The sequence below is a fragment of the Alistipes sp. cv1 genome, from assembly GCF_900240235.1.
Taxonomy (GTDB): Bacteria; Bacteroidota; Bacteroidia; order Bacteroidales; family Rikenellaceae; genus Alistipes_A; species Alistipes_A hominis.
Genome location: NZ_OEPW01000002.1, coordinates 60,670 through 82,817, shown reverse-complemented (window position 1 = coordinate 82,817; position 22,148 = coordinate 60,670). Strand labels below are relative to the sequence as shown.

Genomic DNA, 22,148 nt, shown 5'->3' with positions numbered 1-22,148 from the left:
GGCAATCATTCAGACGATCAGCCGCGAAAGTTTTTTCGAGATCAGCGTCCGTTCCTGGTTCAGAACCGAAATCTGGTGGGTGAGGGTGGCTTGTTCCTCCTCCGGCAGCGACTGGTCGGCCAGTTTCGCCCGCAGCCCGGCGATGATGTCGTCGATCACTTTCGACTTGTACAGGATCACGGCCCGCGGAACCGCCACCGGCAGCCGCTCCTGTTCGCTTTCGACGACGATGTCGAATTTTTTCCACAGTTTGCTGACCATGTAATTGTCGTCGTAGGTCAGCAGGTTTACCACGGCATTGCTGACTTCCGGATCGGGGTGGTTGATGAAATGGTTCATGCCGATTCCTTCGCCGCTCTGTCGTAGCGTTTTGTATTCTTCGTATATTTTGTGCAGTACGGTGTTTTTCATCACGATGCCGTTCTGGTCGAGGTCGTTTATAATCACTTCGGCCACGTTCAGTTCGACGACCTCCTTTCCTTCGACGTACTCGAAGTCGTGCTCGCCGTACTTGAGCAGGTATTTGATCAGTTCGTTTTCCAGTTCTTCGATGCTGCTGCCCGCTTCGACTTGCGCTATGGCGGCCGGTTGGTTTTCCGTGCGCCGGCGGATGATTTCCTGGTTGCGGATAAACTCTTTGGCTTCGTTGCCGGCCGTGTGTTCGACGCGGCGCAGCGCGATCTCGCGCAGCAGGATCTGTTCGTCGATCTCCATTTGCCGCGAACATTCGCGCGTGTAGACCGAACGGGTGATGGCGTCCGGAATCACCGAAATGCTTTGCACGATGTCGGCAATCAGCGCCGCCTTGCGCAGCGGGTCGCCCGCCGCCTCGGCCAGCAGCAACCGGGTCTTGAACGAGATGAAGTCTTCCTCGTGCGACAGGATGAAATCGCGCAGTTCGGTCGCGTTGTGCTTGCGGGCGAACGAGTCGGGGTCGTCCCCGTCCGGCAGCAGCACGACCCGCACGTTCAGGCCGTCTTTCAGGATCATGTCGATCCCGCGCAGCGAGGCTTTGATGCCGGCGCTGTCGCCGTCGTAGATCACCGTCACGTTGCGCGTGAAGCGGCCGATCAACCGGATTTGCCCGTCCGTCAGCGAGGTGCCCGACGAGGCGACCACGTTTTCGATCCCGGACTGGTGCATCGAGATGACGTCCGTGTAACCTTCGACCAGGATGCAGCAGTCCTGCTGCGTGATCGCCCGTTTGGCGAAATAGATTCCGTACAGGACGTCGCTTTTGTGGTAGATCTCCGATTCCGGCGAGTTCAGGTATTTCGCGACTTTCTTGTCGGTGCGCATCGTCCGGCCGCCGAATGCGGTTACGCGTCCGCTGATCCCGTGGATCGGGAACATTACCCGGCCGCAGAAACGGTCGTAATAGCCGCCCGTCTCGCGTTTGATCGTCAGTCCGGTGCCGACCAGGAACTCCTCTTTGTAGCCGTCGGCCAGCGCCTGCCGCGTAAAAGTGTCGCCGCCGTCGGGACAGTAGCCGAGTCCGAATTTCCGGATCGTGGCGTCCGAGAACCCGCGTTCGCGGAAATAGCCGATACCGATGCTTTGTCCTTCGGGCGTGTCGTGCAGCGTCCGGACGAAATAGTCGGCGGCATACGACGAGACGACCATCATGCTCTCGCGGTCGTCGTTGCGGCGCACCTCTTCGGGAGTCTGTTCGCGTTCGGCGACCTCGATGCCGTATTTGCGGGCGACGTATTTCAACGCTTCGGGATAGGTCATGTTTTCGTGTTCCATCACGAAGGTCACGGCATTGCCTCCCTTGCCGCAGCCGAAGCACTTGAATAGCCCCTTCGACGGCGAGACAACAAACGACGGCGTTTTTTCGTTATGGAAAGGACAGCACGCCTGGTAGTTTATCCCCTTCTTTTTGAGGGTGACAAAGTCGCCGACCACCTCGACGATGTTGGCGGCGGCGAAAATACGGTCTATGGTTGCTTTGTCGATCATAGGGATAAACGGTGTTTCCGGAATCCAAAGTTACGATAATTTTCGGATTGTAGGATGCGGCGCGCCGGCCGGAACGCTTTAGCTGAGGTGTTCGATCAGGATTTTGACGCCGATGCCGATCAGGATCAAGCCGCCGAAGATTTCGGCTTTCGGGCCGAGCCGCGACGAAACGCGTTTGCCGATCTTCAGTCCGGCGGCCGAGATCAGGAAAGCCGACAGGCCGATCAGCAGCGCCGCGAGCAGGGTGTTGCCCAGCGGCGGTCCGTCGAACAACCTGATCTTGACCATCCCGAGGCTGAATCCGGTGATCAGCGCGTCGATGCTGAGCGCCACGCCGAGCAGCAGCGTATTGCGTAGCGATAACAGGTCGTTGCAGTTGACCGATTCTCCTTCGGCGGAAAGGCCCTCTTTGATCATCTTGCCGCCGACGATCGCCAGCAGCCCGAAGGCTACCCAGTGGTCGTAGTCGGCGATCAGCCGGCTCACGTTTTCGCCGAGGAACCAGCCGGCCATGATCATCAGGAAGTGGAAGATGCCGATGACGATCAGGAAACGCATCCGCTGCCGGTGCGTCGTGCACCCGGCGAATCCCAGCGACAGCGAGACGGCGAACGTGTCGAGACTCAATCCGACTCCCAACAGTAAGACCCCAAGTAAACCCATCCGGAAAAGTGCTAAATTTTATGCAAAAATAGCCATTAATTCCGGTTTTGTGAATAAACGGTACGACGTGACCGGATTTTTAAATCAATTCTTACCTTTGCACCATGGATTTCAAACTGGTATCGGAATACAGCCCCACCGGGGATCAGCCCGAAGCGATCGGGCAGCTCGTGTCGGCGCTGCGGGACGGTTGCCGGCACAATACGCTGCTCGGCGTTACCGGTTCGGGCAAGACGTTTACGATGGCCAACGTGATCGCCGCGCTGAATAAGCCGACGCTGATCATGAGCCATAACAAAACGCTCGCGGCGCAGCTCTACGGCGAGTTCAAAAACTTCTTTCCGGAGAATGCGGTCGAATATTTCGTCTCTTATTACGACTATTACCAGCCCGAAGCCTATCTGCCGACGACGGACACTTTTATCGAAAAGGATCTGTCGATCAACGAAGGGATCGAGAAAATGCGGCTCAGCGCCACTTCGTCGCTGTTGAGCGGCCGTAACGACATCGTCGTCGTATCGAGCGTGTCGTGCATATACGGGATCGGCAATCCCGAGGACTTCCATGCCACGTCGGTCGAGCTGAAAGTCGGCGATGTGATCAGTCGCAACAAACTGCTGTACGCGCTGGTCGATGCGCTCTACACCCGCAGCGAGAACGATTTCCGGCCGGCCACGTTCCGCGTCAACGGCGATACGGTCGATATTTTCGCCGCTTACGGCGAGAAGTGCTATCGGGTGGTTTTCTTCGATAACGAGATCGAGATGATCAGCCTGATCGATCCGGTGACCGGACAGCGGCTCGAATCGCTCGAACGCGTGATCGTGTATCCGGCCAATCTGTTCGTGACGACGCGCGAACGGGTCGAGCAGGCGATCCGGATGATCCAGCTCGATCTGGGGAAACAATGCGAGTTTTTCGAGTCGATCGGTAAGCCGACCGAGGCCCGGCGGCTCAAACAGCGCGTCGAATACGACCTGGAGATGATTAAGGAATTGGGTTATTGTCCCGGGATCGAGAACTATTCGCGCTATTTCGACGGGCGTTCGCCGGGCAGTCGGCCCTTCTGCCTGATCGATTATTTCCCGAAGGACTTTTTGTTGATTATCGACGAGAGTCACGTGACGATCCCGCAGATACGGGGGATGTTCGGCGGGGACAGTTCGCGTAAAAACAACTTGGTCGATTACGGCTACCGGTTGCCGGCCGCGTTGGACAACCGACCGTTGAAGTTCAACGAATTCGAATCGCTCGAAAATCAGGTGATCTATGTGAGCGCCACGCCGGCCGACTACGAGCTGATCAAATCGGAGGGTTCGGTGGTCGAACAGTTTATCCGCCCGACCGGGCTGGTCGATCCGCCGGTGGAGGTACGTCCGACGCTGAACCAGATCGACGACCTGGTCGAGGAGATCGAAATCCGCGCCGAAGCGGACGAGCGGGTGTTGGTGACGACCCTGACCAAACGAATGGCCGAAGAGCTCTATAAATATTTCGACCGGATGGGAATCCGCTGCCGGTACATTCATTCCGACGTCGATACGCTCGAACGGGTGCAGATCCTCGACGATCTGCGCGCCGGATTGTTCGACGTGCTGATCGGCGTAAACCTGTTGCGCGAGGGGCTCGATCTGCCCGAAGTTTCGCTGGTGGCGATCATGGACGCCGACAAGGAGGGCTTTCTGAGAAGCGCGCGTTCGCTGACGCAGACCGCGGGGCGCGCGGCGCGAAACGTCGGCGGACGGGTAATTATGTATGCGGATAAGATCACCGATTCGATGCGGCTGTCGATACAGGATACCAACCGCCGCCGAGAAAAGCAGATACATTATAACAACCTGCACGGCGTGGTGCCGCGGCAGGCGATCAAGAGCGGCCGGGCGATCCTTTCCGGCGAAGCGTTGCAGGGCCGCAAAGGGGAAGGCGCGCTGTACGACCTGACCGGGGACCGCGGCTTTGCAGTGGCGGCCGATCCGGTGGCCGCCTACATGACCGAGCACGACCTCGAATCGGCGATCAAGATCGCCCGCGAAGCGATGGAAAATGCCGCTCGCGAACTCGATTTTGCCGCCGCCGCCGCTTACCGCGACCAGATGTACGCGTTGCAGGAAAAACAGCAAAACCTGAAAAAGAAATGACGTTCGCCCGGAGACTGACCCGCATCATCGATATTTTTTACCTGCCGCCGTTGCGGCGGCTGGTGCCGTTACAGACGTTCCGTTACGCGGTTTGCGGCGGGGCGAACATGGGGTTCGACCTGCTGCTTTATTTCATTCTTTACAATTTCGTGCTGGACAAGGAGGGCGTCGTGCATCTCGGCGACTTTGTCGCCGTTTCGTCGTATAACGCCGCCTGGATGATCGTTTTTCCGATCACGTTCTTCACCGGGTTCTGGCTGAACCGTCACATCGCGTTTCACGGTTCGCCATTGCGCGGACGCGTGCAACTGTTCCGTTACCTGATGAGCGTGTGCGGCTCGATCCTGTTGAATTATCTGTGCATGAAACTGTTCGTCGGCGTGATCGGGATCTATCCTACGCCGTCGAACGCCCTCACCAAAGCGATTTCGGTCGCTTACAGCTACCTGATGCAGAAATATTTTTCATTCCGGGGCTGCGTGGACGGCAATTGCCGCTGACGTCAGTAGAACAGGAACAGCACGGCGATCGTCCAGTAGACTCCGGCCCGGATCCAAGCCAGCGTGGCCGGCGGGAGCTGCCGTGCGCCGAACCGTGCGGAGACCCAGTCGGCGACCAGGGCTACGATCGTGAAGATCGTAATCGCTACTGCTGCGAACGTCGTGCCGAGGATCAGGATGTCGATGCGCGGCGTCGCGGATGTTTTGTCGAGGAATTGCGGAAAAAACGCGAGGAAGAAAAGGATGATTTTCGGGTTCAGCAGGTTCATCGTGATTCCCGTCCGGTAGAGCTTGCCGAACGTGCCGGCGGATTCGTTTTGCAGGGTGGCCGTGCTGTCCGCGATGGAGACGGATGCGTCGTTACGGCTTCTGAGCGAAACGATGCCCATATAGATCAGGTAGGCGATTCCCGCGTAACGGATGGCGGCGAACAGGATCGGGGAAGAGGCGATGATCAGCGAGATGCCGAGCGCGGCCAGCGCCGTGTGTACGAACAATCCCGAACAAAGCCCCAAGGCCACCGCGATCCCCGTCTTACGTCCCTGGACGATGCTTTGGGCCATGACAAACAAAATATCCGGACCCGGCATCAGGGTCAGTAACGACGAGGCGACGATAAATTCGAGCAGTTTCATGTGCGGAGCGGTTCAAAATCCGCGGACGGCTATTTGACGCGCAATTTCTGTTTGATCTGCAACAGACTGTTCGGCTTGATCCCGTTCAGCGCGCACAACTTCGAGACGGTCGTCGAGTAATTTACCGCGATGTGCGATAGGGTTTCCCCTTTTTTCACATAGTGGTAGGTCGGCGCGGTTTGTTGCGGCGAGTTGTCTCTCTCGGCGGCTGTCGCGGGCGACGATTCCCGGGGGGCCGTTTTATCCGCCGGTTCGAGGGTCTGGGCAAAAATCGGCTGGTTGCCGTCGCTGTCCGGAATATAAGTCGTCGCGCGTTTTGTCGAGACGCGGATCGCTCCGCCCCGGTTATAACAGTAAAGAGTTTGGTCGCTGCGCAGGCAACGGTTGTCCGGATCGACGAGCAGCGTCGGATTGACCGGTTCGCTGGCGACGCGTACTTCGAAATGGACGTGCTCGGTGGTCGCCCGGCCGGTTCTTCCGGCCAACCCGATCGGGTCGCCGGCTTCGACGACGTCGTTCACCCGGACGAGATTCCGGGACTGGTGCGCATAGACGGTCTCGATGCCGTTGTAATGCCGGATCACGACGAGGTTGCCGTATCCGCTGTACGGTTTCGACATCCGCACGACGCCCGGCATCGCGGCCCGGATCGTGTCGTTCGGGATCGCCTTGATGTCGATACCGGTGTGGTTCGAACGTCCGCGTCGCCCGAACGGGGAGATCAGTTTTCCCGGATACGGATAACAGAATTCCGTCTCCAGCTCGCACAGCGGAACGACCAGTTCGCCCGATTCGGGGAACGGATTGTTATAACGCAACGGGATGCGGACGTTCGCGCTTTCGGTTTCGCCGAAACTCATCTCCGGTCGCGCCTTCAGCGGTTTGATCATCGCTTCCGGACGTTCTACGCCCGGAATTGCGCACACGTTGTTATCGGATTTTAAATTTTCAGAGAGCGAATTGCCGTCGGATTCGGATGTCCGTGCGGAAATATTTTCAGCCACGACTTCCGTTCCGGCCTTTTGCCGCTGCTGTTTTTTCGAACTGCCGAAAAACGATTTTACGGACGAACATCCTGAAAGTAAAATGGTTACGACAATAGATAAGATCAATGAACGCAGTCTCATACGGCGATTTGTTTTTTATGGCTATAAAAATAGGCATTTTTTTCGGGAAATCATAATTTCCGCGACGCCGGCTGCGGCCGGGCCCGTCGCGGCGGAACGAATTCGTCCGGATTCGCGCCGTTTCGAAAATATCCTCTATATTTGTATAATCTGTTTGATTTTTGCAGCTACTTACGCAACGATTAAAAATAACGATATGGAGACCGAAAAAACGAAATGCCTGATCGTCGGCAGCGGGCCGGCGGGTTATACGGCGGCGATTTATGTTTCGCGCGCGGGTTTTACGCCTATCCTTTACGAAGGGATGGCCCCGGGCGGACAGCTTACGACCACGACGCGGATTGAGAATTTTCCGGGATTCCCCGACGGGATCGACGGGGGCGTCCTGATGGAGAATATGAAGCAGCAGGCGATCAGATACGGGGCCGATATCCGGATGGGTGCGGTGACCGGGGTGGATTTCACGATGCGTCCGTTTCGGGTGACCGTCAACGGCGAGAAGCGGATCGAGGCGGAAGCGCTGATTATCGCTACCGGGGCGGAAGCCCGCTACCTGGGTTTGGAGTCCGAACAGCGGTTCCGGGGGATGGGCGTGTCGGCGTGCGCTACGTGCGACGGCTTTTTCTATCGGGGACAGGACGTCGTGGTGGTCGGCGGCGGCGATTCGGCCTGTGAAGAGGCGGCCTATCTCGCGACGATCTGCCGGAAAGTGTATATGATCGTGCGTAAGGATCGTTTCCGGGCGTCGAAGGCGATGCAGGAACGCGTGATGACCACGCCGAACATCGAGATCCGTTTCGAGACCACGACGCAGGAGGTGCTCGGCGACGATTCCGGCGTAACCGGGGTCCGCGTGCGCCGTGCCGACGGTCGGGAGGAAGAACTCGGCGTGACCGGTTTTTTCGTGGCGATCGGGCATCAGCCCAATACGGAGATTTTCAGGGGCTCGCTGGAACTCGACGACGAAGGATATATCAAAACGGCGCCGGGGAGTTGCCGCACGAACATTGTCGGCGTCTTTGCCGCCGGCGACGTGCAGGATCCGCATTACCGGCAGGCGATCACCGCGGCCGGGTCGGGGTGCGCCGCCGCGCTGGAATGCGAACGGTTCCTGTTGCAACTGTAAAAGGTCGGGCGATGATCGATCCGAACCGGATTTTTTCTGTCCGCGACGACGAAGAGTTCGACCGGCTGGCGCTGGAAGTGTTCCGCTTCCAGGCGGAAGCTTGTGCGCCGTACCGAGAGTACCTCGGCCTACTCGGGATCGGGCCGCAATCCGTCGGGCGGGTTTCCGAAATCCCTTTTTTACCGATCGGGGTTTTCAAGAACCGTCGGGTTTATGCGGCCGACCGCGAGCCGGAGACGGTCTTTACCAGTAGCAGCACGACCGGTCAGACGCCGGCGAAACATTATGTCGCCGACCTGGAGCTTTACCGGCAGGCTTTTACGCGCGCTTTCGAACGGTTTTACGGGCCGGTCGGCGAGGTCGCCGTTTTTGCGTTGCTGCCCAGCTACCTCGAACGGGAAGGGTCGTCGTTGATATACATGGCCGACCGGCTGATCCGCGACGGGGCCGGCGGCGGTTTTTATCTGTACGACCACGAGGCCCTGTTGCGCGATATGCGGGCGTGTACGGCGCGGAAAGTGTTGTTGGGAGTGAGTTATGCGCTGTGGGATCTGGCCGAACGGCGTCCGGGACCGCTGTACGATACGGTGGTGATGGAGACCGGCGGCATGAAGGGACACCGCGAGGAATTGCCGCGCGAGGCGTTTCACGAACTGTTGTGCCGGGCGTTCTCCGTACCGTCCGTCCATTCGGAATACGGGATGGCCGAGCTGATGTCGCAGGCCTATTCCGCCGGCGAGGGCATCTTCCGGACGCCGTCGTGGATGCGGGTGTCGGTGCGTGATCTGAACGATCCGTTCTGCACGCTGCCTGCCGGGCGGACGGGCGGGATCAACGTCATCGATCTGGCGAACCTTTATTCGTGTTCTTTCGTACAGACCGAAGACCTCGGCGTCGTGTGCGGCGACGGGGCGTTCCGGATGTTGGGACGTATTTCGGGCAGCGAAATCCGGGGGTGCAACCTGCTGGTGCAGTGATCCGCGCCTTCCGGATCGGTCCGTACGGAGACCGTATCCGAAAGATTTCATTCGAATCGTGCTATGTATAAAAATCTGACCGATTATATCGGGGCGCTCGAACGGGCCGGCGAACTGGCCCGGGTCCGCGTGCCGGTCGATCCGCAGTTTGAGATTGCGGAATTGACCGACCGCGAGTCGAAGCGGCCCGAAGGGGGAAGGGCCCTGCTGTTCGAAAATACCGGGACGGCGTTCCCCGTGCTGACCAACATGATGGGTTCCGACCGCCGGATCGCGATGGCGCTCGGCGTGGAACGGCTCGGAGAGCTTACCGAGCGGATCGACGCGCTGTTCGGCGAATTGACTTCGCCGAAGCCGTCGCTGATGGACAAGTTGCGTATGCTGCCGGTGCTGGAAAAGATGTCGCGCTGGCTGCCGCGCAACCGCGGCGGGCGCGGAGCCTGCCAGCAGGTCGTGCTGACAGGCGAAGAGGCCCGTCTCAGTCTGCTGCCGGTGCTCCGGTGCTGGCCGCACGACGGCGGCCGCTTCGTGACCCTGCCTCTGGTGAATACGGTCGATCCGGACAGCGGCGTGCGCAACGTGGGGATGTACCGGATGCAAATCCTGTCGGAGCATACGACCGGAATGCACTGGCACCTGCATAAGACCGGCGAGCGCCACTACCGCAGGTATGCGGAGCTGGGACGGCGAATGCCGGTGGCGGTGTGTCTGGGCGGCGATCCGGCGTACACTTATGCTGCGACGGCGCCGATGCCCGATAACATGGACGAGTACTTGCTGGCCGGGTTTCTGCGTCGCCGTCCCGTCGAACTGGTGCGCTGCCTGACTTCGGATCTGCGGGTGCCCGGAGACTGCGATTTCGTGATCGAGGGCTATGTCGATCCGGCCGAGCCGAAGACGACCGAAGGACCTTTCGGCGACCATACCGGTTTCTATTCGCTCGAAGACGCTTATCCGGTGTTCCACGTCACGGCCGTTACGCACCGCCGGGGCGCGGTCTATCCGGCGACGATCGTCGGCGTGCCGCCGCAAGAGGACGCTTACATCGCCAAGGCTACCGAAAAGATTTTCCTCGCGCCGATCCGCCGGGCTATGCTTCCGGAGGTCAGGGATCTGTATATGCCCGTGCAGGGTGCGGCCCATAACATTGCGGTCGTCGATATCGTGCGGAACTATCCGGGGCAAGCGTTGAAGGTCGCTTCGTCGTTGTGGGGCGCGGGGCAGATGATGTTCAACAAATACATGGCGGTCGCATCGTCCGGCAGGGACGTCCGCGATCCGGAGGTGTTGCGGCAGTTGCTGCGCCGCGTGCGCGTTCCGGAAGACGTCGTGCTGTCGCGCGGGCCGCTGGATGTGCTCGATCATGCCGCTCCCCGGATGGGGCTCGGCGGAAAACTGGCCTTCGATCTGACCGGGGTCGATCCGGACGGCGCCGTGCCGCCCGTCGGACTGCCGCAGCGGTGGGAAAACTGTTGCGGCGTGGAGAGGGCGGACGATTCGCTGTGCGCGTCGTGGGGCGTGTTGCTGCTCTATGCCGCCTCGTCCGTCGTACCCGATGTTCCGGCGTTTCTGCGACGGAACGGGGTCTCGTACCTGCCGCTGGCCGTCCTGTTGGATGCCGGGGCCTACGGATTTTCCTACGGGGATCTGCTGTGGCTCGCTTCGTCGAACTGCGATCCGTCGCGCGACGTGGCGTTTTCCGGCGGCACGGCGATTTTCGACGCCCGGACGAAAGCCGGCGGAGTGAACGGGTTCGCGCGCCGCTGGCCGAACGTGGTGGCGTCGTCGCCCGAAACGATCGCACGGGTCGACGCCCGCTGGGAGGAGTACGGACTCGGGCCGCGGACGGAGTCCCCGTCGTTGCGCTACCTGAAACTGCAACGGCGCGCGTCCGCCGAATACTGAATCCGATGAAAGAGCGTCTGAAAGCGTTGCTGAAGGCCTGGACGGCCTGCTCCGGCCGCGAAGGGAGGCGGATCCTGCTGCTGATTCCGTTGCTGGTGCTGATCGCGCTGCTGTTTCTGTGGCAAGGCAAACCCCGTTTCGAGCGGAGTTTCACGATGTACGGCGATCGGGTGCTCGATTCGTCGTATCGGGCGAAAAATTCCCGTGCGCGGGCGGCTGAGTACCGGACGGATTCCGTCCGACCGTTTCTTTTCGATCCGAATACGGTCGATCGGGACGGGTTGTTGCGTCTGGGTTTTTCGCCGAAACAGGCCGACGGCATCGTGCATTACCGGCAGGCCGGAGCTGTTTTCCGTACGGCCGCCGACTTCGCGCGCTGCCGTATGGTTTCCGACCGGAAGTTCCGCGAATTGTCGCCTTATATCGCGATCCGCGCAGGAGGAAATTTTTCGAAACCGGAGACGGGAACGGATTCCGTCCGGGAGGGGCGGATTCCGGCGCAAGATTCGCTGTTTCTTTTCGATCCGAACACGATCGACCGGGACGGGTTGTTGCGCCTGGGTTTTTCGCCGAAACAGGCCGACGGCATCGTGCATTACCGGCAGGCCGGAGCCGTTTTCCGCACGGCCGCCGACTTCGCGCGCTGCCGTATGGTGTCGGCCGACCGCTACCGAAAACTGGAACCCTATATCCGGATCGATTCGGTTGTCGGGCGCCGCGAAGAACTTCTGGAGAAGCGCGGTGCGCCGGATTCGGTTTCCGGCTCGGTCGAGTTGAACGGAGCCGATTCGGCCGCGTTGGTCGCGGTGAGGGGGATCGGGCCGCTGACGGCCGGCCGAATCGTGCGTTACCGCGAACGGCTCGGCGGATTCGCCCGGATCGGGCAGCTACGCGAGATCGAGGGGATGACCGATGAAAATTATCGCCGCATTTTGCAACAAATTTGGGTAGACAGTAGTAAAATTCAAAAAATTGATATTAACTTTGCACTCCCGTTGCAGTTGAGGGATCATCCCTACCTGCCGGAACGAGTTTTAAACCGGTTATTGAAATACCGACAATTAAAAGGAGGTTGGCGTAGTATAAGAGATTTGACAGAGCAACATATCATTTCGGAGCAGCAGGCTGAGAAGCTCTCTCCGTATCTCTGTTTCAGAGTGCAGTAAACCCGCGCGGGAGCGTCGGTTTACACCGATTTACGAATTTTGATTACTAAAAAATTTAAAACCATTTTTGCAAAATGATTATCATGCCGATCAAAGAGGGCGAAAACATTGAACGCGCACTCAAAAAATTTAAAAGAAAATACGAAAGAACCGGTGTGCTGAAAGAACTCCGTCGCCGCCAATATTTTACGAAGCCGTCCATCACGGCGCGTGAGAACAAGCTGCATGCGATCTACGTCGAGCAGTTGAAGCGGGAGGAAGAATAGTACGCGTGTTTTTATCATAAACGAGACCGTCCGGAACGTAGTTCCGGACGGTTTTTTATTTACCTTTACGGCAATGGACGAATTCCTGACATACCTGCGCGCCGAAAGGCGTTATTCGGAACTGACCGTGAAAGCCTATGGCGACGACATTCGCCGCTTCGCTCGGTTCTGTACGCGGGACGGGGCGGAACCGTTCGACCCGGCGCGGGTGACGGCCGACGATCTGCGGGCTTGGATCGTCTCGCTCGGCGGCACGGAAAAAATGGCGGCACGGAGCATCAACCGGAAAATCTCGTCGGTAAAGGCCTATTTTCGCTACCTTCGCAAGCAACGGATCGTTGAATCGGATCTTTTCGCGCATATCACGGCGCTGAAAACGCCGCAGCGACTGCCGTCGTTCGTCGAAGAAAGCCGGATGCAGCGCATCGTCGCATCGCTGATGCAACCATCCGACGATTTTTCTACGGAACGGGACGCCGTCGTGGTGCTGTTGTTTTACGCGACTGGCATCCGTCTTGCAGAACTGACCGGTATACGGACGGAAGATTTCTCGGACGGATACCGGACGTTGAAGGTGAGGGGCAAAGGAGATAAGGAGCGGATCGTCCCGGTGATCGAGCCGGTAGCCGCGCGGGTACGGCATTATCGGGAGCTGATCGAAGCGCAAAATATTTGTAAAAACGGAAATAATTTCTTAATTTTAACGCAACAAGGAAAGCCGATCGGGCGCAGTGAAGTGTACAATGCGGTGCATGAGGTGCTGAAAGGAGCGGGCGTACAAGGCAAGAGCAGCCCGCATGTGCTGAGGCATACGTTCGCCACTCACCTACTGAACCACGGGGCCGATATCCGAGTGATTCAAGAGCTGCTCGGACACGCCAGTCTCGAAACGACGCAGGTGTACACGCACAACAGCATCGAGAAGCTCAAAGAGATCTATAATCACGCCCATCCGAGGGCTAAAAAAGATAAGGAGGATAATTATGAAAGTGCAGATTCAATCCGTAAAGTTTGATGCCGACCAGAGACTCGTCGACTTCATTCAACACAAAATGGACAAAATGGATCGGTTTGTTGAGGGTGTTCTCTCCGCGCAGGTAAACCTGAAAGTCGACAAAGACGATGAACTGGGCAATAAAGTGGCCGTCGTAAAAATGGATGTCGCCGGCAGCGAATTGGTTGCCGAACGTCGTTGCAAAACTTTTGAAGAAGCGATCGATCAGTGTCTCGACGCTATTAAAAAGCAGATCGATAAGTATAAAGAGAAACACCGTTAGAAAAAACGGACGATATCGTGGCCGTCCCTCCGGATTCCGGGGGGACGGTTTTCGTTTCTGCAGTAAAATCCATATCTTTGTGCAAACGGTTGCATAAGCCGGATGCCTCGCGTATGAGACTAACTTGAATCCGATATTATGAAAAACGATCCGCTGAGATTTTTACTGGTTTTCGCCTGCATTTGCGGGTGTTCCCGCGCTGTCGGGACCGTCCGTCCGTCGGGGAACGATCCGGAAGCGGTAGCGCCGGTACGCTGGGCCCGGTTCGATCCGGCTCCGGTAAGCGGGAGGTTGGAAGACCGCGTGAGAACGATTCTGTTGAACAGCAACAAATATGCGCTGAACAAGTGGTACGACCAGGTGAAAAAATTGGGAGCCCAGTCGGGAGAATACCTCGATTTCGGCGGGATCCGCGAACATCATATCCGTCCGGTGGCCAGCGAAGCGCTCGCGTTGGCCGTGTCGTTGAAATTCGGGGTGTACGATCCGGCGGTTACCGGCGTTTCTGAAACAGAAGCGGTCGCCAAGGCGGTGCGAATGACTGCCTCGCTCGCGGCGCGGCATCGGGTGAATGCCGGCGACAAAGGCTGGGGACACGAGTGGCAGAGCGCGCTGTGGGCCAGTTTCGCCGCTACGGCGGGTTGGCTGCTGTGGGACGACCTGACGCCGCAGGATCGGGAGCTGGTACGCCGGATGGCCGTCGACGAGGCCGACCGGCTGATCGACTACGAGGTTCCGTATTACAGGGATGCGAACGGGAAAGTGGTCTTCAAGGGGGACAGCAAGGCCGAGGAAAATTCGTGGAACTCGACGATTCTGGTGATCGCCGCCGCGATGATGCCGGAGCATCCGCATTGGAAGGGTTGGTACGATAAGTCGGTCGAGTTGCAGCTTTCGGCCTACGCCGCACCGCAGGATTTGCGCAGTAAACGGAAGATCAATGGTTTCAGACTGAACGAAATCCTGCGCGGCAGCAATGTGGATGCTTACGGAATCGTGGTCAACCACAATATCCTGCATCCGGATTACATGACCGCTTTCATGCACAACGGGTACAACGCTTGGATCTGGCGGTTGGCGGGCCTGCGGATGCCGCGGGCGACGGTTTACAACGGCGATTTGCTGTACCGGACGCTGGCGCTCCGCCCGGTCGGCGACGGTCGCACGATGTACGTGCGCGGCGATAAAGGGGAGGCGACTCCGCAGATTTACTACCCCGAAGGCAACGACTGGGGGTACGGCCGCCAGGCGAATTTTCTGATGATGGACGTGATGGCGATGGCTTTCGGCTGGGACAAGGGGTTCGACGTCCCGGCGTCGGCCTGGGCGGACGTGCGGGCGCAGGAGATGTTGCGGATGCAGGCCCGCGATACGACGGGACAGTATTACCAGCAGCGACAGGAAGACTTTTATCCGTCGCGCGAGGAGTGGGTCGCCTACCATGCGGCGTTCTGCTACCTCGGTCTGTGGATGAAAGATCGCGGACTGCACCGCTTTACGGACGGGAAAATCCGCTGATCCGCGGTTTCGTACAAATTCTTCCGACTGTTTTGGAAGAATGCGAACTATTTGCCTAACTTTGTACCTGTTTAAAAGAGAGATTATGGCAAAAGGAAAAAAGACCTCCGGCAAGGAAAAAGGTCTGTACACCGATCCCGCAACGCTGATCATGGAGCTGTTCCGCACGTTGCCGGACAAACGTTATTCGGTGAAAAGTCTGAGTGCGGCCGCCGGAGCCGCGACCCGGGAGCAGAAAGATCAGGTGCGCGCGATCGTGCACGACTTTCTCAGGCAGGGAGTGATCCGTCAGGTATCCGAGGGAAAATACAGCCTCAGCGGTTCGCAGCGCGAAACGGTCGAAGGAACGGTCGATATGACCTCTTCGGGCGCGCTTTACGTGATCGTCGAAGGGATGGACAAGGATGTTTACGTCAATGCGTCGCGCGCCGGACATGCGCTGCACGGCGACCGGGTGAAGGTGGCCATTACGCGTAAGGGGCGCGGCGGAAATCCCGAAGGGGAGGTCGTCGAAGTGATCGAGCGCTCGCCGAAAAAGTACGTCGGCGTGGTCGAACGTTCCGATAATTTCGCTTTCGTGCATGTCGACAGCCGTAAGATGGCGCACGATATTTTTATTCCCGAACGTTCGCTGAACGGTGCGAAACAGGGGCAGAAAGTGCTGGTCAACATTGTCGGCTGGCCCGATACGATGAAGAGTCCCGAAGGGGAGATCGTCGACGTGTTCGGCACTCCGGGGAACAACAATACCGAAATGCATGCGATTCTGGCCGAATTCGATCTGCCGTACAGTTATCCGCAGGAGGTCGAACAGCAGGCCGAGAAGATTCCCGATACGATCGATGCGAAGGAGATCGCCCGCCGGCGCGATATGCGCGGCGTGACGACCTTTACGATCGACCCGGCCGATGCGAAGGATTTCGACGACGCGCTTTCGATCCGGCGCCTGCCGAACGGTAATTTCGAAGTCGGCGTACACATTGCCGACGTGACGCACTACGTGCATCCGGGCGATATGATTGACGCCGAGGGACAGTCCCGCGCCACGTCGGTCTACCTGGTCGACCGAACGGTGCCGATGCTGCCCGAACGGTTGTCGAACGGATTGTGCTCGCTGCGCCCGAACGAAGAAAAACTGTGTTTTTCGGCGATTTTCGAGCTGAGCCCCGAAGCCGAAGTGCAGCAGGAATGGTTCGGGCGGACGGTGATTTATTCCGACCGCCGGTTCACTTATCAGGAAGCGCAGGACGTGATCGAAACGGGACGAGGCGATCTGTCCGACGAAATCCTGCTGCTGAACGACTTGGCTCAAAAGTTGCGCGCCGAGCGTTTCCGCAACGGTTCGATCAATTTCGAGCGCGACGAGGCGAAGTTCGAACTGGACGAGAACGGCAAACCGCTGCGCGTTTATTTCAAGGAGATCAAAGAGTCGAACCAACTGATCGAGGAGTTCATGTTGCTGGCCAATCGCAAGGTGGCCGAATTCGTAGGCCGCAAGCGCAAAGGAGTGCAGAACAGCGATCGCACGTTCGTATACCGGATTCACGACAAGCCCAACACCGATAAAATGGCGCAGTTCCGCAGTTTCGTAACGCGGTTCGGCTATCAGATGAAGGCGCAGGGAAACAAGGCCGTGGCGAAGGAGATCAACCGGCTGATGAAGAAAATACACGGCCGTAAGGAAGAGAACATCATTTCGACGTTGGCGATCCGTTCGATGGCCAAAGCGACCTATTCGACCGACAATATCGGGCACTACGGGCTGGCGTTCGACTATTATACGCATTTTACTTCGCCGATCCGTCGTTATCCGGATATGATGGTGCACCGTTTGCTCGCGCACTACCTGGCCGGCGGAAAGTCCGAGGATAAGGAGTATTACGAACGCCTGTGCGAGCATTCGTCGGCGATGGAGGTGCGTGCCGCCGATGCCGAACGGGCCTCGATCAAGTACAAAATGGTCGAATTCATGCTCGACAAGCTCGATCAGGAGTTCGACGGCCATATTTCGGGCATTACCGAGTGGGGCATTTACGTCGAGTTGGAGGATACGAAGATCGAAGGGATGGTCGCGCTGCGCGACATGACCGACGATTTTTACGTGTTCGACGAGGAGAATTACGCGGTTCGCGGGCGCGAGCACAAGCGGACGTTTACCCTGGGCGACGAAGTGCGCATCCGCGTGACGCGGGCCGATCTGCAACGCAAGCAGCTCGATTTCGACCTCGTGGCATCGTATGATTTCGATACGAAAGAGGCGATTCGGGTCGAATAACGGCGCGGGAAGACGCGCGGTTCCCGGAACGGAACGCAACGCAAACGGCCGGAGCGATATCGCTCCGGCCGTTTGCGTTGCAGGCGGTTTTGTCCGGTTTTCCCGGTCGTCCGTCAGATTTTCAGGGGAAGTCAATGGGCCTCGACCCAGTTCTTCCCGATACCGCAGTCGGCGATCAGCGCTACTTTGAGTCGCGCGGCGTTCTCCATGCAACGGACGACCAGTTCGCGCACTTCGTCTTCTTCGCTTTTCAGCAGGTCGATGACCAGTTCGTCGTGTACCTGCAGGATGATGCGCGACAGCAGTCCGCGTTCGCGCAACTCGCGGTGCACGGCGATCATCGCCAGTTTCATGATGTCGGCCGCGCCGCCCTGGATCGGGGCGTTGATCGCGTTGCGCTCGGCCAGTCCGCGGACGACCGCATTGCCCGAACGGATGTCCGGCAGCATCCGCTTGCGTCCGAACAGCGTGCTGACGTAGCCGGTTTCGCGGGCTTTGCTTACCACGTCCTCCATGTATTTTTTGACGCCCGGGAAGGTGGCGAAATATCCGTCGATGATCGCTTTCGCTTCGGTGCGCGGAATTTGCAGCCGTTGGGCGAGCCCGAAAGCGGAAATGCCGTAAATGATGCCGAAGTTGGCCGTTTTGGCCTGCCGCCGCTGTTCGCGCGTTACGTCGGCCGGAGCGACGCCGAAGATTCGCGCGGCGGTCGCCGTGTGGATATCGGCATCGTGCGCGAAGGCGTCGATCATGATCGCGTCGCCGCTCAAGTGCGCCATCAGCCGCAGTTCGATCTGCGAATAGTCGGCCGACAGCAGCAGGTGTTCGTCGTCCGACGGTACGAACGCCTTGCGGATCTCGCGGCCCTGTTCGTCGCGCACCGGGATGTTTTGCAGGTTCGGGTTCGTCGAACTGAGCCGCCCGGTTGCGGTAACGGCTTGGTTGAACGAGGTGTGGATGCGTCCGGTCTGCGGATTGATCAGTTGCGGCAGCGCTTCGACGTAGGTCGAAAGCAGCTTGCGCAGGCCGCGGTATTCGAGGATCAGTCCGACGACCGGGTGGCGGTCGGAGAGCATCTGCAGGTACTCCTCGTCGGTGCGATATTGTTTGGTTTTGGTCTTGCGCGGGTTCGGGTCGATCTTCAGCCGGGCGAACAGCGCCTCGCCCAGTTGTTTGGCCGAGTTGACATTCAGCGACGGATCGCCGCACAGTTCCCGGATGCGTTCTTCGAGTCCGACAAGTTGTCCGGAGAGCTCGCGGCCCGAGGCCGCCAGCGTTTCGGCGTCGATCTTTACGCCGGTCATCTCGATATCGGCCAGCACGCGGATCAGCGGTTCCTCGATCGTCCGGTACAGTTCTTCGAGTCCGGCCTGTTGCAACTGCGGCCATAGGCGCAGTTGCAGCCGCAGCGTCACGTCGGCGTCTTCGGCGGCGTAAGCGGCCGCTTTTTCGATCGGCACGCGGTCCATCGTGATCTGGCGGACCCCTTTGCCGATCAACTCTTCGATCGGTACCGGCGAATAGTTCAGCAGCGTGCGGGCGAGGTGATCCATGCCGTGCCGGGATTCGGGGTCCAGCAGGTAGTGGATAATCATCGTGTCGTAAAGCATACCGCGCACCTCGGTGCCGGCGCTGCGCAGCATCATGATGTCGAATTTGACGTTCTGCCCGATTTTAGCGATTCGCTCGTCTTCGAAAACCGGGCGTAGCGTGTCGATGATTCTTTTCGTGTTTTCCGGGTTGCACGGGATGTACCAGGCTTCGTGCGGTTCGACGGCGACCGAAATACCGACCAGCCGGTCGCCGAATACGTCGAAGCCGGTGGTTTCGGTGTCGAAACAGAATTCACGGACGGCGGCGAGCCGGTCGCGCAGCGCTTCGAGCGCTTGCTGCGTTTCGACGATGTGGTAGGTGTGCGCGACGGTGTCGATCGTTTCGTAGGTGCTTGCGCCGAACAGGTCGGCCTGTCCGGAACTCCCGCCTGCCGTTTGTTCGAGCGCCGAGAACAGGTTCGGAGCCCCGGTCGTCTGGGGTGCGGAAGGCGAAACGCCGGATTTGGGCCGCGCGGGTTTGCCGTCCGTCAGAATGCCGGCGTCGGGATGTCCTTGCCGCATTTCCTGCAGCAGCGAGCGAAACCCCAGTTCCTGGAAAACCTCGGCCAGACGGTCGGCGTCCGGCGATTCCATGACCATTTTTTCGGGTTCGAAAGCCACCGGAACGTGCTGTTCGATGGTCGCCAGCCGTTTGGCCAGCAGGATTTGTTCGCGCAATCGTTCGATATTCTCCCGCTGTTTGCCGGAGAGTTTTTCGGTATTGTCGAGCAGGTTCTCGACCGTACCGTACTGGCAGATCAGCTTCACGGCGCTCTTCTCGCCGATGCCCGGCACGCCCGGGATGTTGTCCGAGGCATCGCCCCACAGCGCGAGAATGTCGATTACCTGTTTCGGGTCGTCGATGCCGTAGTGCTCGCAGACCTGTTCGCAGCCGATGATTTCGACTCCTTCGTTGCCGCCTTTGCGTTGTTTGTAGATATAGACGTTCGGACGGATCAACTGGCCATAGTCCTTGTCCGGCGTGACCATGAACACTTCGAATCCGGCTTCGGCCGCTTCGCGCGACAGCGTGCCGATCACGTCGTCGGCTTCGTATCCGGGGACTTCGATCACCGGGATTCGCATCGCTTCGAGGAACTCCTTAATGTACGGAACCGAGACGATGATGTCCTCCGGCGTTTCGCCGCGGTTGGCTTTGTAGTCGGCGAACAGTTCGTGCCGGAAATTGCCGCCCGGCGGATCGAACGCCACGCCGAGGTAGTGCGGGTTTTCGCGGCGAATGATCTCGTTGATGTAGCGGACGAAGCCGAAAACAGCCGAGGTGTTGACGCCGTCGGCGTTCCGCATCGGACGACCAATGAATGCGTAATAGAATCGGAATATCAGCGCGTAAGCGTCGATCAGGAATAGTTTTTTCATCTTTTCGTTTGCGGGCCGGGCGTCATTCGATTACGATGCCGTATCCGGAGAGCAGTCCGGCCAGGTTATAGGTTGAAAATTTGGCTTTCCGCAGGTTGTTCTGCGCCGGGTCGATCGCGAATTCCGATGCTGAGCGGAAGTCCGCCCCTTTCAGCGTGCAGCGATCGAACACGGTTCCCGGCAAGGAGCAGTCGTCGAACGAGGCGCCCGTCAGGTCGCTTTCGGTGAAAAAGCAGTCGTTCAGGACGCTTTTCGAAAACGGCGTTCCGGACATTTTACGTTTGCGGAACGAACAGTTGTCCAATTTCGAATGCCGGAAATCTACCGAGAATCCCAGGGCTTCGCACTGGCCGAAATCCACGCCGGACAATTGGCACTCTTCGAAAACGGCGCTTTGCAGATGGACTCGTTTCAGGTCGGGAACCACGAAACGGCACAACCGGAAAGCGCATCCGGTGAACAGCGCCCCCGACAGGTTTACGTACGAAAAATCGCACTCCGTAAAGCTGCATCGTTCGAATTCGGCCCCCGACAGGTTTTCGAAAGGGAATTCCTCTTTCGAAAGCGTTTTTTGAAGATAGACGACGGGCTGCTGCATGGCGGTCGGAATTAACGGTTGTCCGAGCGGAACCATTCGGCGAACGAAGTGGCCGTTTCGTGCAGGCGGATCGAAAACAGTTCGACCCCTGCCGGCAGCTCTTTTTCGATCGCGGCGGCGAAACGGGCGACCATGTTCTCGCAGGTCGGCTGGTAGTCGACGACTTCGATTTTTGCGTAGTTGCCGCGCAGCGTTCGGATCAGTTCGCCGTTATCGGCGGTCGCCCGCATGACCAGCGCATGGTCGTACCGGTCGACGATCAGCCGTCCCACGATCCGTTTCAACTCGCCGAAATCCATTACCATGCCGTATTTCGGTTCGGCGGCGTCGGCGACCGGCTCGCCTTTTACCGTGACGAACAACTTGTAGGAATGGCCGTGGATTTCGCGGCACGGACCGTCGTATCCGGCCAGCGTATGGGCCATTTCGAACGAAAATTCCTTGGTAAGTCGAATTGCTGCCATCGTGTTATTCCTCCAGATCGGGTATTTCCACCTGCCGGTCGAACGATTCGATCAGCGAGATGAACGTTTCGGTTTGCGAGACTTCGGGCAGTTTCAGGATATGGTCGAAGATCGTATGCATCAGGTGTTCGTTGTTCGTGCAGTAGAGCTTGATCAGGATGTTGTATTTGCCCGTAATGAAATGACATTCGGTGATTTCAGGTATTTTGCGCAGGTGTTCGACCGTCTGTACGGTTTTCGTCGGGTCGGAGATCCGGATGCCGATGATCGCACAGACGTCGTAGCCCATCGCTTTCGGATTTACCTGTAACCGGGAGCCGAGGATGACGCCGGCGTCTTCCAGCTTTTTGACCCGTTGGTGGATGGCTGCTCCCGAAACGCCGCATTCCCGCGCGATCTCGAGGAATGGCATCCGTGCGTTTTTGATCAGAAATCCCAGTATCTTGCGGTCGACTGCATCCAGTGAAATTTTTGCCATATTCCTCCTTCCGTAAATTTCGGGCCTTTCCACCCAAGTTAATTATAAGCAAAGTTACGTTTTTCCCTGAAAAAATTCTAATAAAGTGGAAAAAATATCGA

The 22,148-nt window shown here is 58.3% G+C and carries 19 protein-coding genes; 11 read left to right on the top strand and 8 right to left on the bottom strand.

Features of this window, described 5'->3' with window-relative positions; genetic code table 11:
- Positions 1 to 9: 9 nt before the first annotated feature.
- Together dnaG and C1A08_RS04725 are read right to left on the bottom strand one after the other, a co-directional pair.
- The gene (gene dnaG, locus C1A08_RS04730; RefSeq protein WP_101571755.1) at positions 10 to 1,962 is read right to left on the bottom strand and encodes a DNA primase; all 1,953 of its coding nucleotides are present in this window, start codon (positions 1,960 to 1,962) and stop codon (positions 10 to 12) included.
- Positions 1,963 to 2,040: 78 nt separating this feature from the next.
- Positions 2,041 to 2,625: a manganese efflux pump MntP gene (locus C1A08_RS04725; protein ID WP_055202517.1), complete on the bottom strand. Its 585-nt coding sequence runs from the start codon at positions 2,623 to 2,625 to the stop codon at positions 2,041 to 2,043.
- Between the two features lie 104 nt (positions 2,626 to 2,729).
- Between C1A08_RS04725 and uvrB the strand changes: the two genes are divergently transcribed.
- Both uvrB and C1A08_RS04715 read left to right on the top strand, forming a co-directional pair.
- Positions 2,730 to 4,763: an excinuclease ABC subunit UvrB gene (gene uvrB / locus C1A08_RS04720; RefSeq protein WP_055202515.1), complete on the top strand. Its 2,034-nt coding sequence runs from the start codon at positions 2,730 to 2,732 to the stop codon at positions 4,761 to 4,763.
- Positions 4,760 to 5,263 (top strand): GtrA family protein, encoded by a 504-nt coding sequence (locus tag C1A08_RS04715; protein WP_055202513.1) that lies wholly within the window; start codon positions 4,760 to 4,762, stop codon positions 5,261 to 5,263. The genes uvrB and C1A08_RS04715 overlap by 4 nt, the downstream gene beginning before the upstream one ends.
- Before the next feature lie 2 nt (positions 5,264 to 5,265).
- Here C1A08_RS04715 and C1A08_RS04710 read toward each other — a convergent pair whose 3' ends face one another.
- Positions 5,266 to 5,898: a LysE family translocator gene (locus C1A08_RS04710; RefSeq protein ID WP_101571752.1), complete on the bottom strand. Its 633-nt coding sequence runs from the start codon at positions 5,896 to 5,898 to the stop codon at positions 5,266 to 5,268.
- Positions 5,899 to 5,927: 29 nt separating this feature from the next.
- The gene (locus C1A08_RS13215) at positions 5,928 to 7,025 is read right to left on the bottom strand and encodes a peptidoglycan DD-metalloendopeptidase family protein (RefSeq protein ID WP_153497792.1); all 1,098 of its coding nucleotides are present in this window, start codon (positions 7,023 to 7,025) and stop codon (positions 5,928 to 5,930) included.
- Between the two features lie 196 nt (positions 7,026 to 7,221).
- Between C1A08_RS13215 and trxB the strand changes: the two genes are divergently transcribed.
- From trxB to rnr, 9 genes are all read left to right on the top strand, one after another.
- Positions 7,222 to 8,151: a thioredoxin-disulfide reductase gene (gene trxB / locus C1A08_RS04700; RefSeq protein ID WP_101572049.1), complete on the top strand. Its 930-nt coding sequence runs from the start codon at positions 7,222 to 7,224 to the stop codon at positions 8,149 to 8,151.
- An 11-nt stretch (positions 8,152 to 8,162) separates the two neighbouring features.
- Complete coding sequence (locus C1A08_RS04695) at positions 8,163 to 9,128, top strand: acyltransferase (protein ID WP_101571750.1); 966 nt, start codon at positions 8,163 to 8,165, stop codon at positions 9,126 to 9,128.
- Positions 9,129 to 9,191: 63 nt separating this feature from the next.
- The gene (locus C1A08_RS04690; protein ID WP_101571748.1) at positions 9,192 to 11,033 is read left to right on the top strand and encodes a menaquinone biosynthesis decarboxylase; all 1,842 of its coding nucleotides are present in this window, start codon (positions 9,192 to 9,194) and stop codon (positions 11,031 to 11,033) included.
- Positions 11,034 to 11,038: 5 nt separating this feature from the next.
- Positions 11,039 to 12,199, top strand: a complete 1,161-nt coding sequence (locus C1A08_RS04685) for a ComEA family DNA-binding protein (protein ID WP_101571746.1) — start codon at positions 11,039 to 11,041, stop codon at positions 12,197 to 12,199.
- Positions 12,200 to 12,273: 74 nt separating this feature from the next.
- Positions 12,274 to 12,465 carry a 30S ribosomal protein S21 gene (gene rpsU / locus C1A08_RS04680; protein WP_055202501.1) on the top strand — a complete coding sequence of 64 codons (192 nt, stop codon included), beginning with the start codon at positions 12,274 to 12,276 and terminating at the stop codon, positions 12,463 to 12,465.
- 73 nt (positions 12,466 to 12,538) lie between these two features.
- A complete protein-coding gene (locus C1A08_RS04675; protein ID WP_055202499.1) occupies positions 12,539 to 13,480 on the top strand; it encodes a tyrosine-type recombinase/integrase in 942 nt (313 codons plus the stop codon).
- Positions 13,449 to 13,742 (top strand): ribosome hibernation-promoting factor, HPF/YfiA family, encoded by a 294-nt coding sequence (gene hpf / locus C1A08_RS04670; RefSeq protein WP_055202497.1) that lies wholly within the window; start codon positions 13,449 to 13,451, stop codon positions 13,740 to 13,742. The genes C1A08_RS04675 and hpf overlap by 32 nt, the downstream gene beginning before the upstream one ends.
- A gap of 138 nt (positions 13,743 to 13,880) precedes the next feature.
- Positions 13,881 to 15,260 (top strand): hypothetical protein, encoded by a 1,380-nt coding sequence (locus C1A08_RS04665; protein WP_101571744.1) that lies wholly within the window; start codon positions 13,881 to 13,883, stop codon positions 15,258 to 15,260.
- An 85-nt stretch (positions 15,261 to 15,345) separates the two neighbouring features.
- Positions 15,346 to 17,535, top strand: a complete 2,190-nt coding sequence (rnr, locus tag C1A08_RS04660; protein ID WP_055202494.1) for a ribonuclease R — start codon at positions 15,346 to 15,348, stop codon at positions 17,533 to 17,535.
- A 131-nt stretch (positions 17,536 to 17,666) separates the two neighbouring features.
- On the opposite strand, the gene polA is transcribed toward rnr, so the two are convergent.
- The 4 genes from polA to C1A08_RS04640 are packed head-to-tail and all read right to left on the bottom strand — an operon-like array spanning position 17,667 to position 22,047.
- Positions 17,667 to 20,507 carry a DNA polymerase I gene (gene polA, locus C1A08_RS04655; protein ID WP_101571742.1) on the bottom strand — a complete coding sequence of 947 codons (2,841 nt, stop codon included), beginning with the start codon at positions 20,505 to 20,507 and terminating at the stop codon, positions 17,667 to 17,669.
- Between the two features lie 22 nt (positions 20,508 to 20,529).
- Positions 20,530 to 21,105 carry a pentapeptide repeat-containing protein gene (locus C1A08_RS04650; RefSeq protein WP_180951525.1) on the bottom strand — a complete coding sequence of 192 codons (576 nt, stop codon included), beginning with the start codon at positions 21,103 to 21,105 and terminating at the stop codon, positions 20,530 to 20,532.
- Positions 21,106 to 21,116: 11 nt separating this feature from the next.
- On the bottom strand, positions 21,117 to 21,569 hold the full coding sequence (locus C1A08_RS04645) for a 6-pyruvoyl trahydropterin synthase family protein (RefSeq protein WP_055202489.1): 453 nt from the start codon (positions 21,567 to 21,569) through the stop codon (positions 21,117 to 21,119).
- 4 nt (positions 21,570 to 21,573) lie between these two features.
- Positions 21,574 to 22,047: an Lrp/AsnC family transcriptional regulator gene (locus C1A08_RS04640; protein WP_055202487.1), complete on the bottom strand. Its 474-nt coding sequence runs from the start codon at positions 22,045 to 22,047 to the stop codon at positions 21,574 to 21,576.
- Positions 22,048 to 22,148: the final 101 nt, after the last annotated feature.

What these genes read in the sequence shown, in the direction of transcription:
- dnaG (WP_101571755.1), bottom strand. Translation starts at nt 1,962, where the DNA reads ATGATCGACAAAGCAACCATAGACCGTATTTTCGCCGCCGCCAACATC.
- C1A08_RS04725 (WP_055202517.1), bottom strand. Translation starts at nt 2,625, where the DNA reads ATGGGTTTACTTGGGGTCTTACTGTTGGGAGTCGGATTGAGTCTCGAC.
- uvrB (WP_055202515.1), top strand. Translation starts at nt 2,730, where the DNA reads ATGGATTTCAAACTGGTATCGGAATACAGCCCCACCGGGGATCAGCCC.
- C1A08_RS04715 (WP_055202513.1), top strand. Translation starts at nt 4,760, where the DNA reads ATGACGTTCGCCCGGAGACTGACCCGCATCATCGATATTTTTTACCTG.
- C1A08_RS04710 (WP_101571752.1), bottom strand. Translation starts at nt 5,898, where the DNA reads ATGAAACTGCTCGAATTTATCGTCGCCTCGTCGTTACTGACCCTGATG.
- C1A08_RS13215 (WP_153497792.1), bottom strand. Translation starts at nt 7,025, where the DNA reads ATGAGACTGCGTTCATTGATCTTATCTATTGTCGTAACCATTTTACTT.
- trxB (WP_101572049.1), top strand. Translation starts at nt 7,222, where the DNA reads ATGGAGACCGAAAAAACGAAATGCCTGATCGTCGGCAGCGGGCCGGCG.
- C1A08_RS04695 (WP_101571750.1), top strand. Translation starts at nt 8,163, where the DNA reads ATGATCGATCCGAACCGGATTTTTTCTGTCCGCGACGACGAAGAGTTC.
- C1A08_RS04690 (WP_101571748.1), top strand. Translation starts at nt 9,192, where the DNA reads ATGTATAAAAATCTGACCGATTATATCGGGGCGCTCGAACGGGCCGGC.
- C1A08_RS04685 (WP_101571746.1), top strand. Translation starts at nt 11,039, where the DNA reads ATGAAAGAGCGTCTGAAAGCGTTGCTGAAGGCCTGGACGGCCTGCTCC.
- rpsU (WP_055202501.1), top strand. Translation starts at nt 12,274, where the DNA reads ATGATTATCATGCCGATCAAAGAGGGCGAAAACATTGAACGCGCACTC.
- C1A08_RS04675 (WP_055202499.1), top strand. Translation starts at nt 12,539, where the DNA reads ATGGACGAATTCCTGACATACCTGCGCGCCGAAAGGCGTTATTCGGAA.
- hpf (WP_055202497.1), top strand. Translation starts at nt 13,449, where the DNA reads ATGAAAGTGCAGATTCAATCCGTAAAGTTTGATGCCGACCAGAGACTC.
- C1A08_RS04665 (WP_101571744.1), top strand. Translation starts at nt 13,881, where the DNA reads ATGAAAAACGATCCGCTGAGATTTTTACTGGTTTTCGCCTGCATTTGC.
- rnr (WP_055202494.1), top strand. Translation starts at nt 15,346, where the DNA reads ATGGCAAAAGGAAAAAAGACCTCCGGCAAGGAAAAAGGTCTGTACACC.
- polA (WP_101571742.1), bottom strand. Translation starts at nt 20,507, where the DNA reads ATGAAAAAACTATTCCTGATCGACGCTTACGCGCTGATATTCCGATTC.
- C1A08_RS04650 (WP_180951525.1), bottom strand. Translation starts at nt 21,105, where the DNA reads ATGCAGCAGCCCGTCGTCTATCTTCAAAAAACGCTTTCGAAAGAGGAA.
- C1A08_RS04645 (WP_055202489.1), bottom strand. Translation starts at nt 21,569, where the DNA reads ATGGCAGCAATTCGACTTACCAAGGAATTTTCGTTCGAAATGGCCCAT.
- C1A08_RS04640 (WP_055202487.1), bottom strand. Translation starts at nt 22,047, where the DNA reads ATGGCAAAAATTTCACTGGATGCAGTCGACCGCAAGATACTGGGATTT.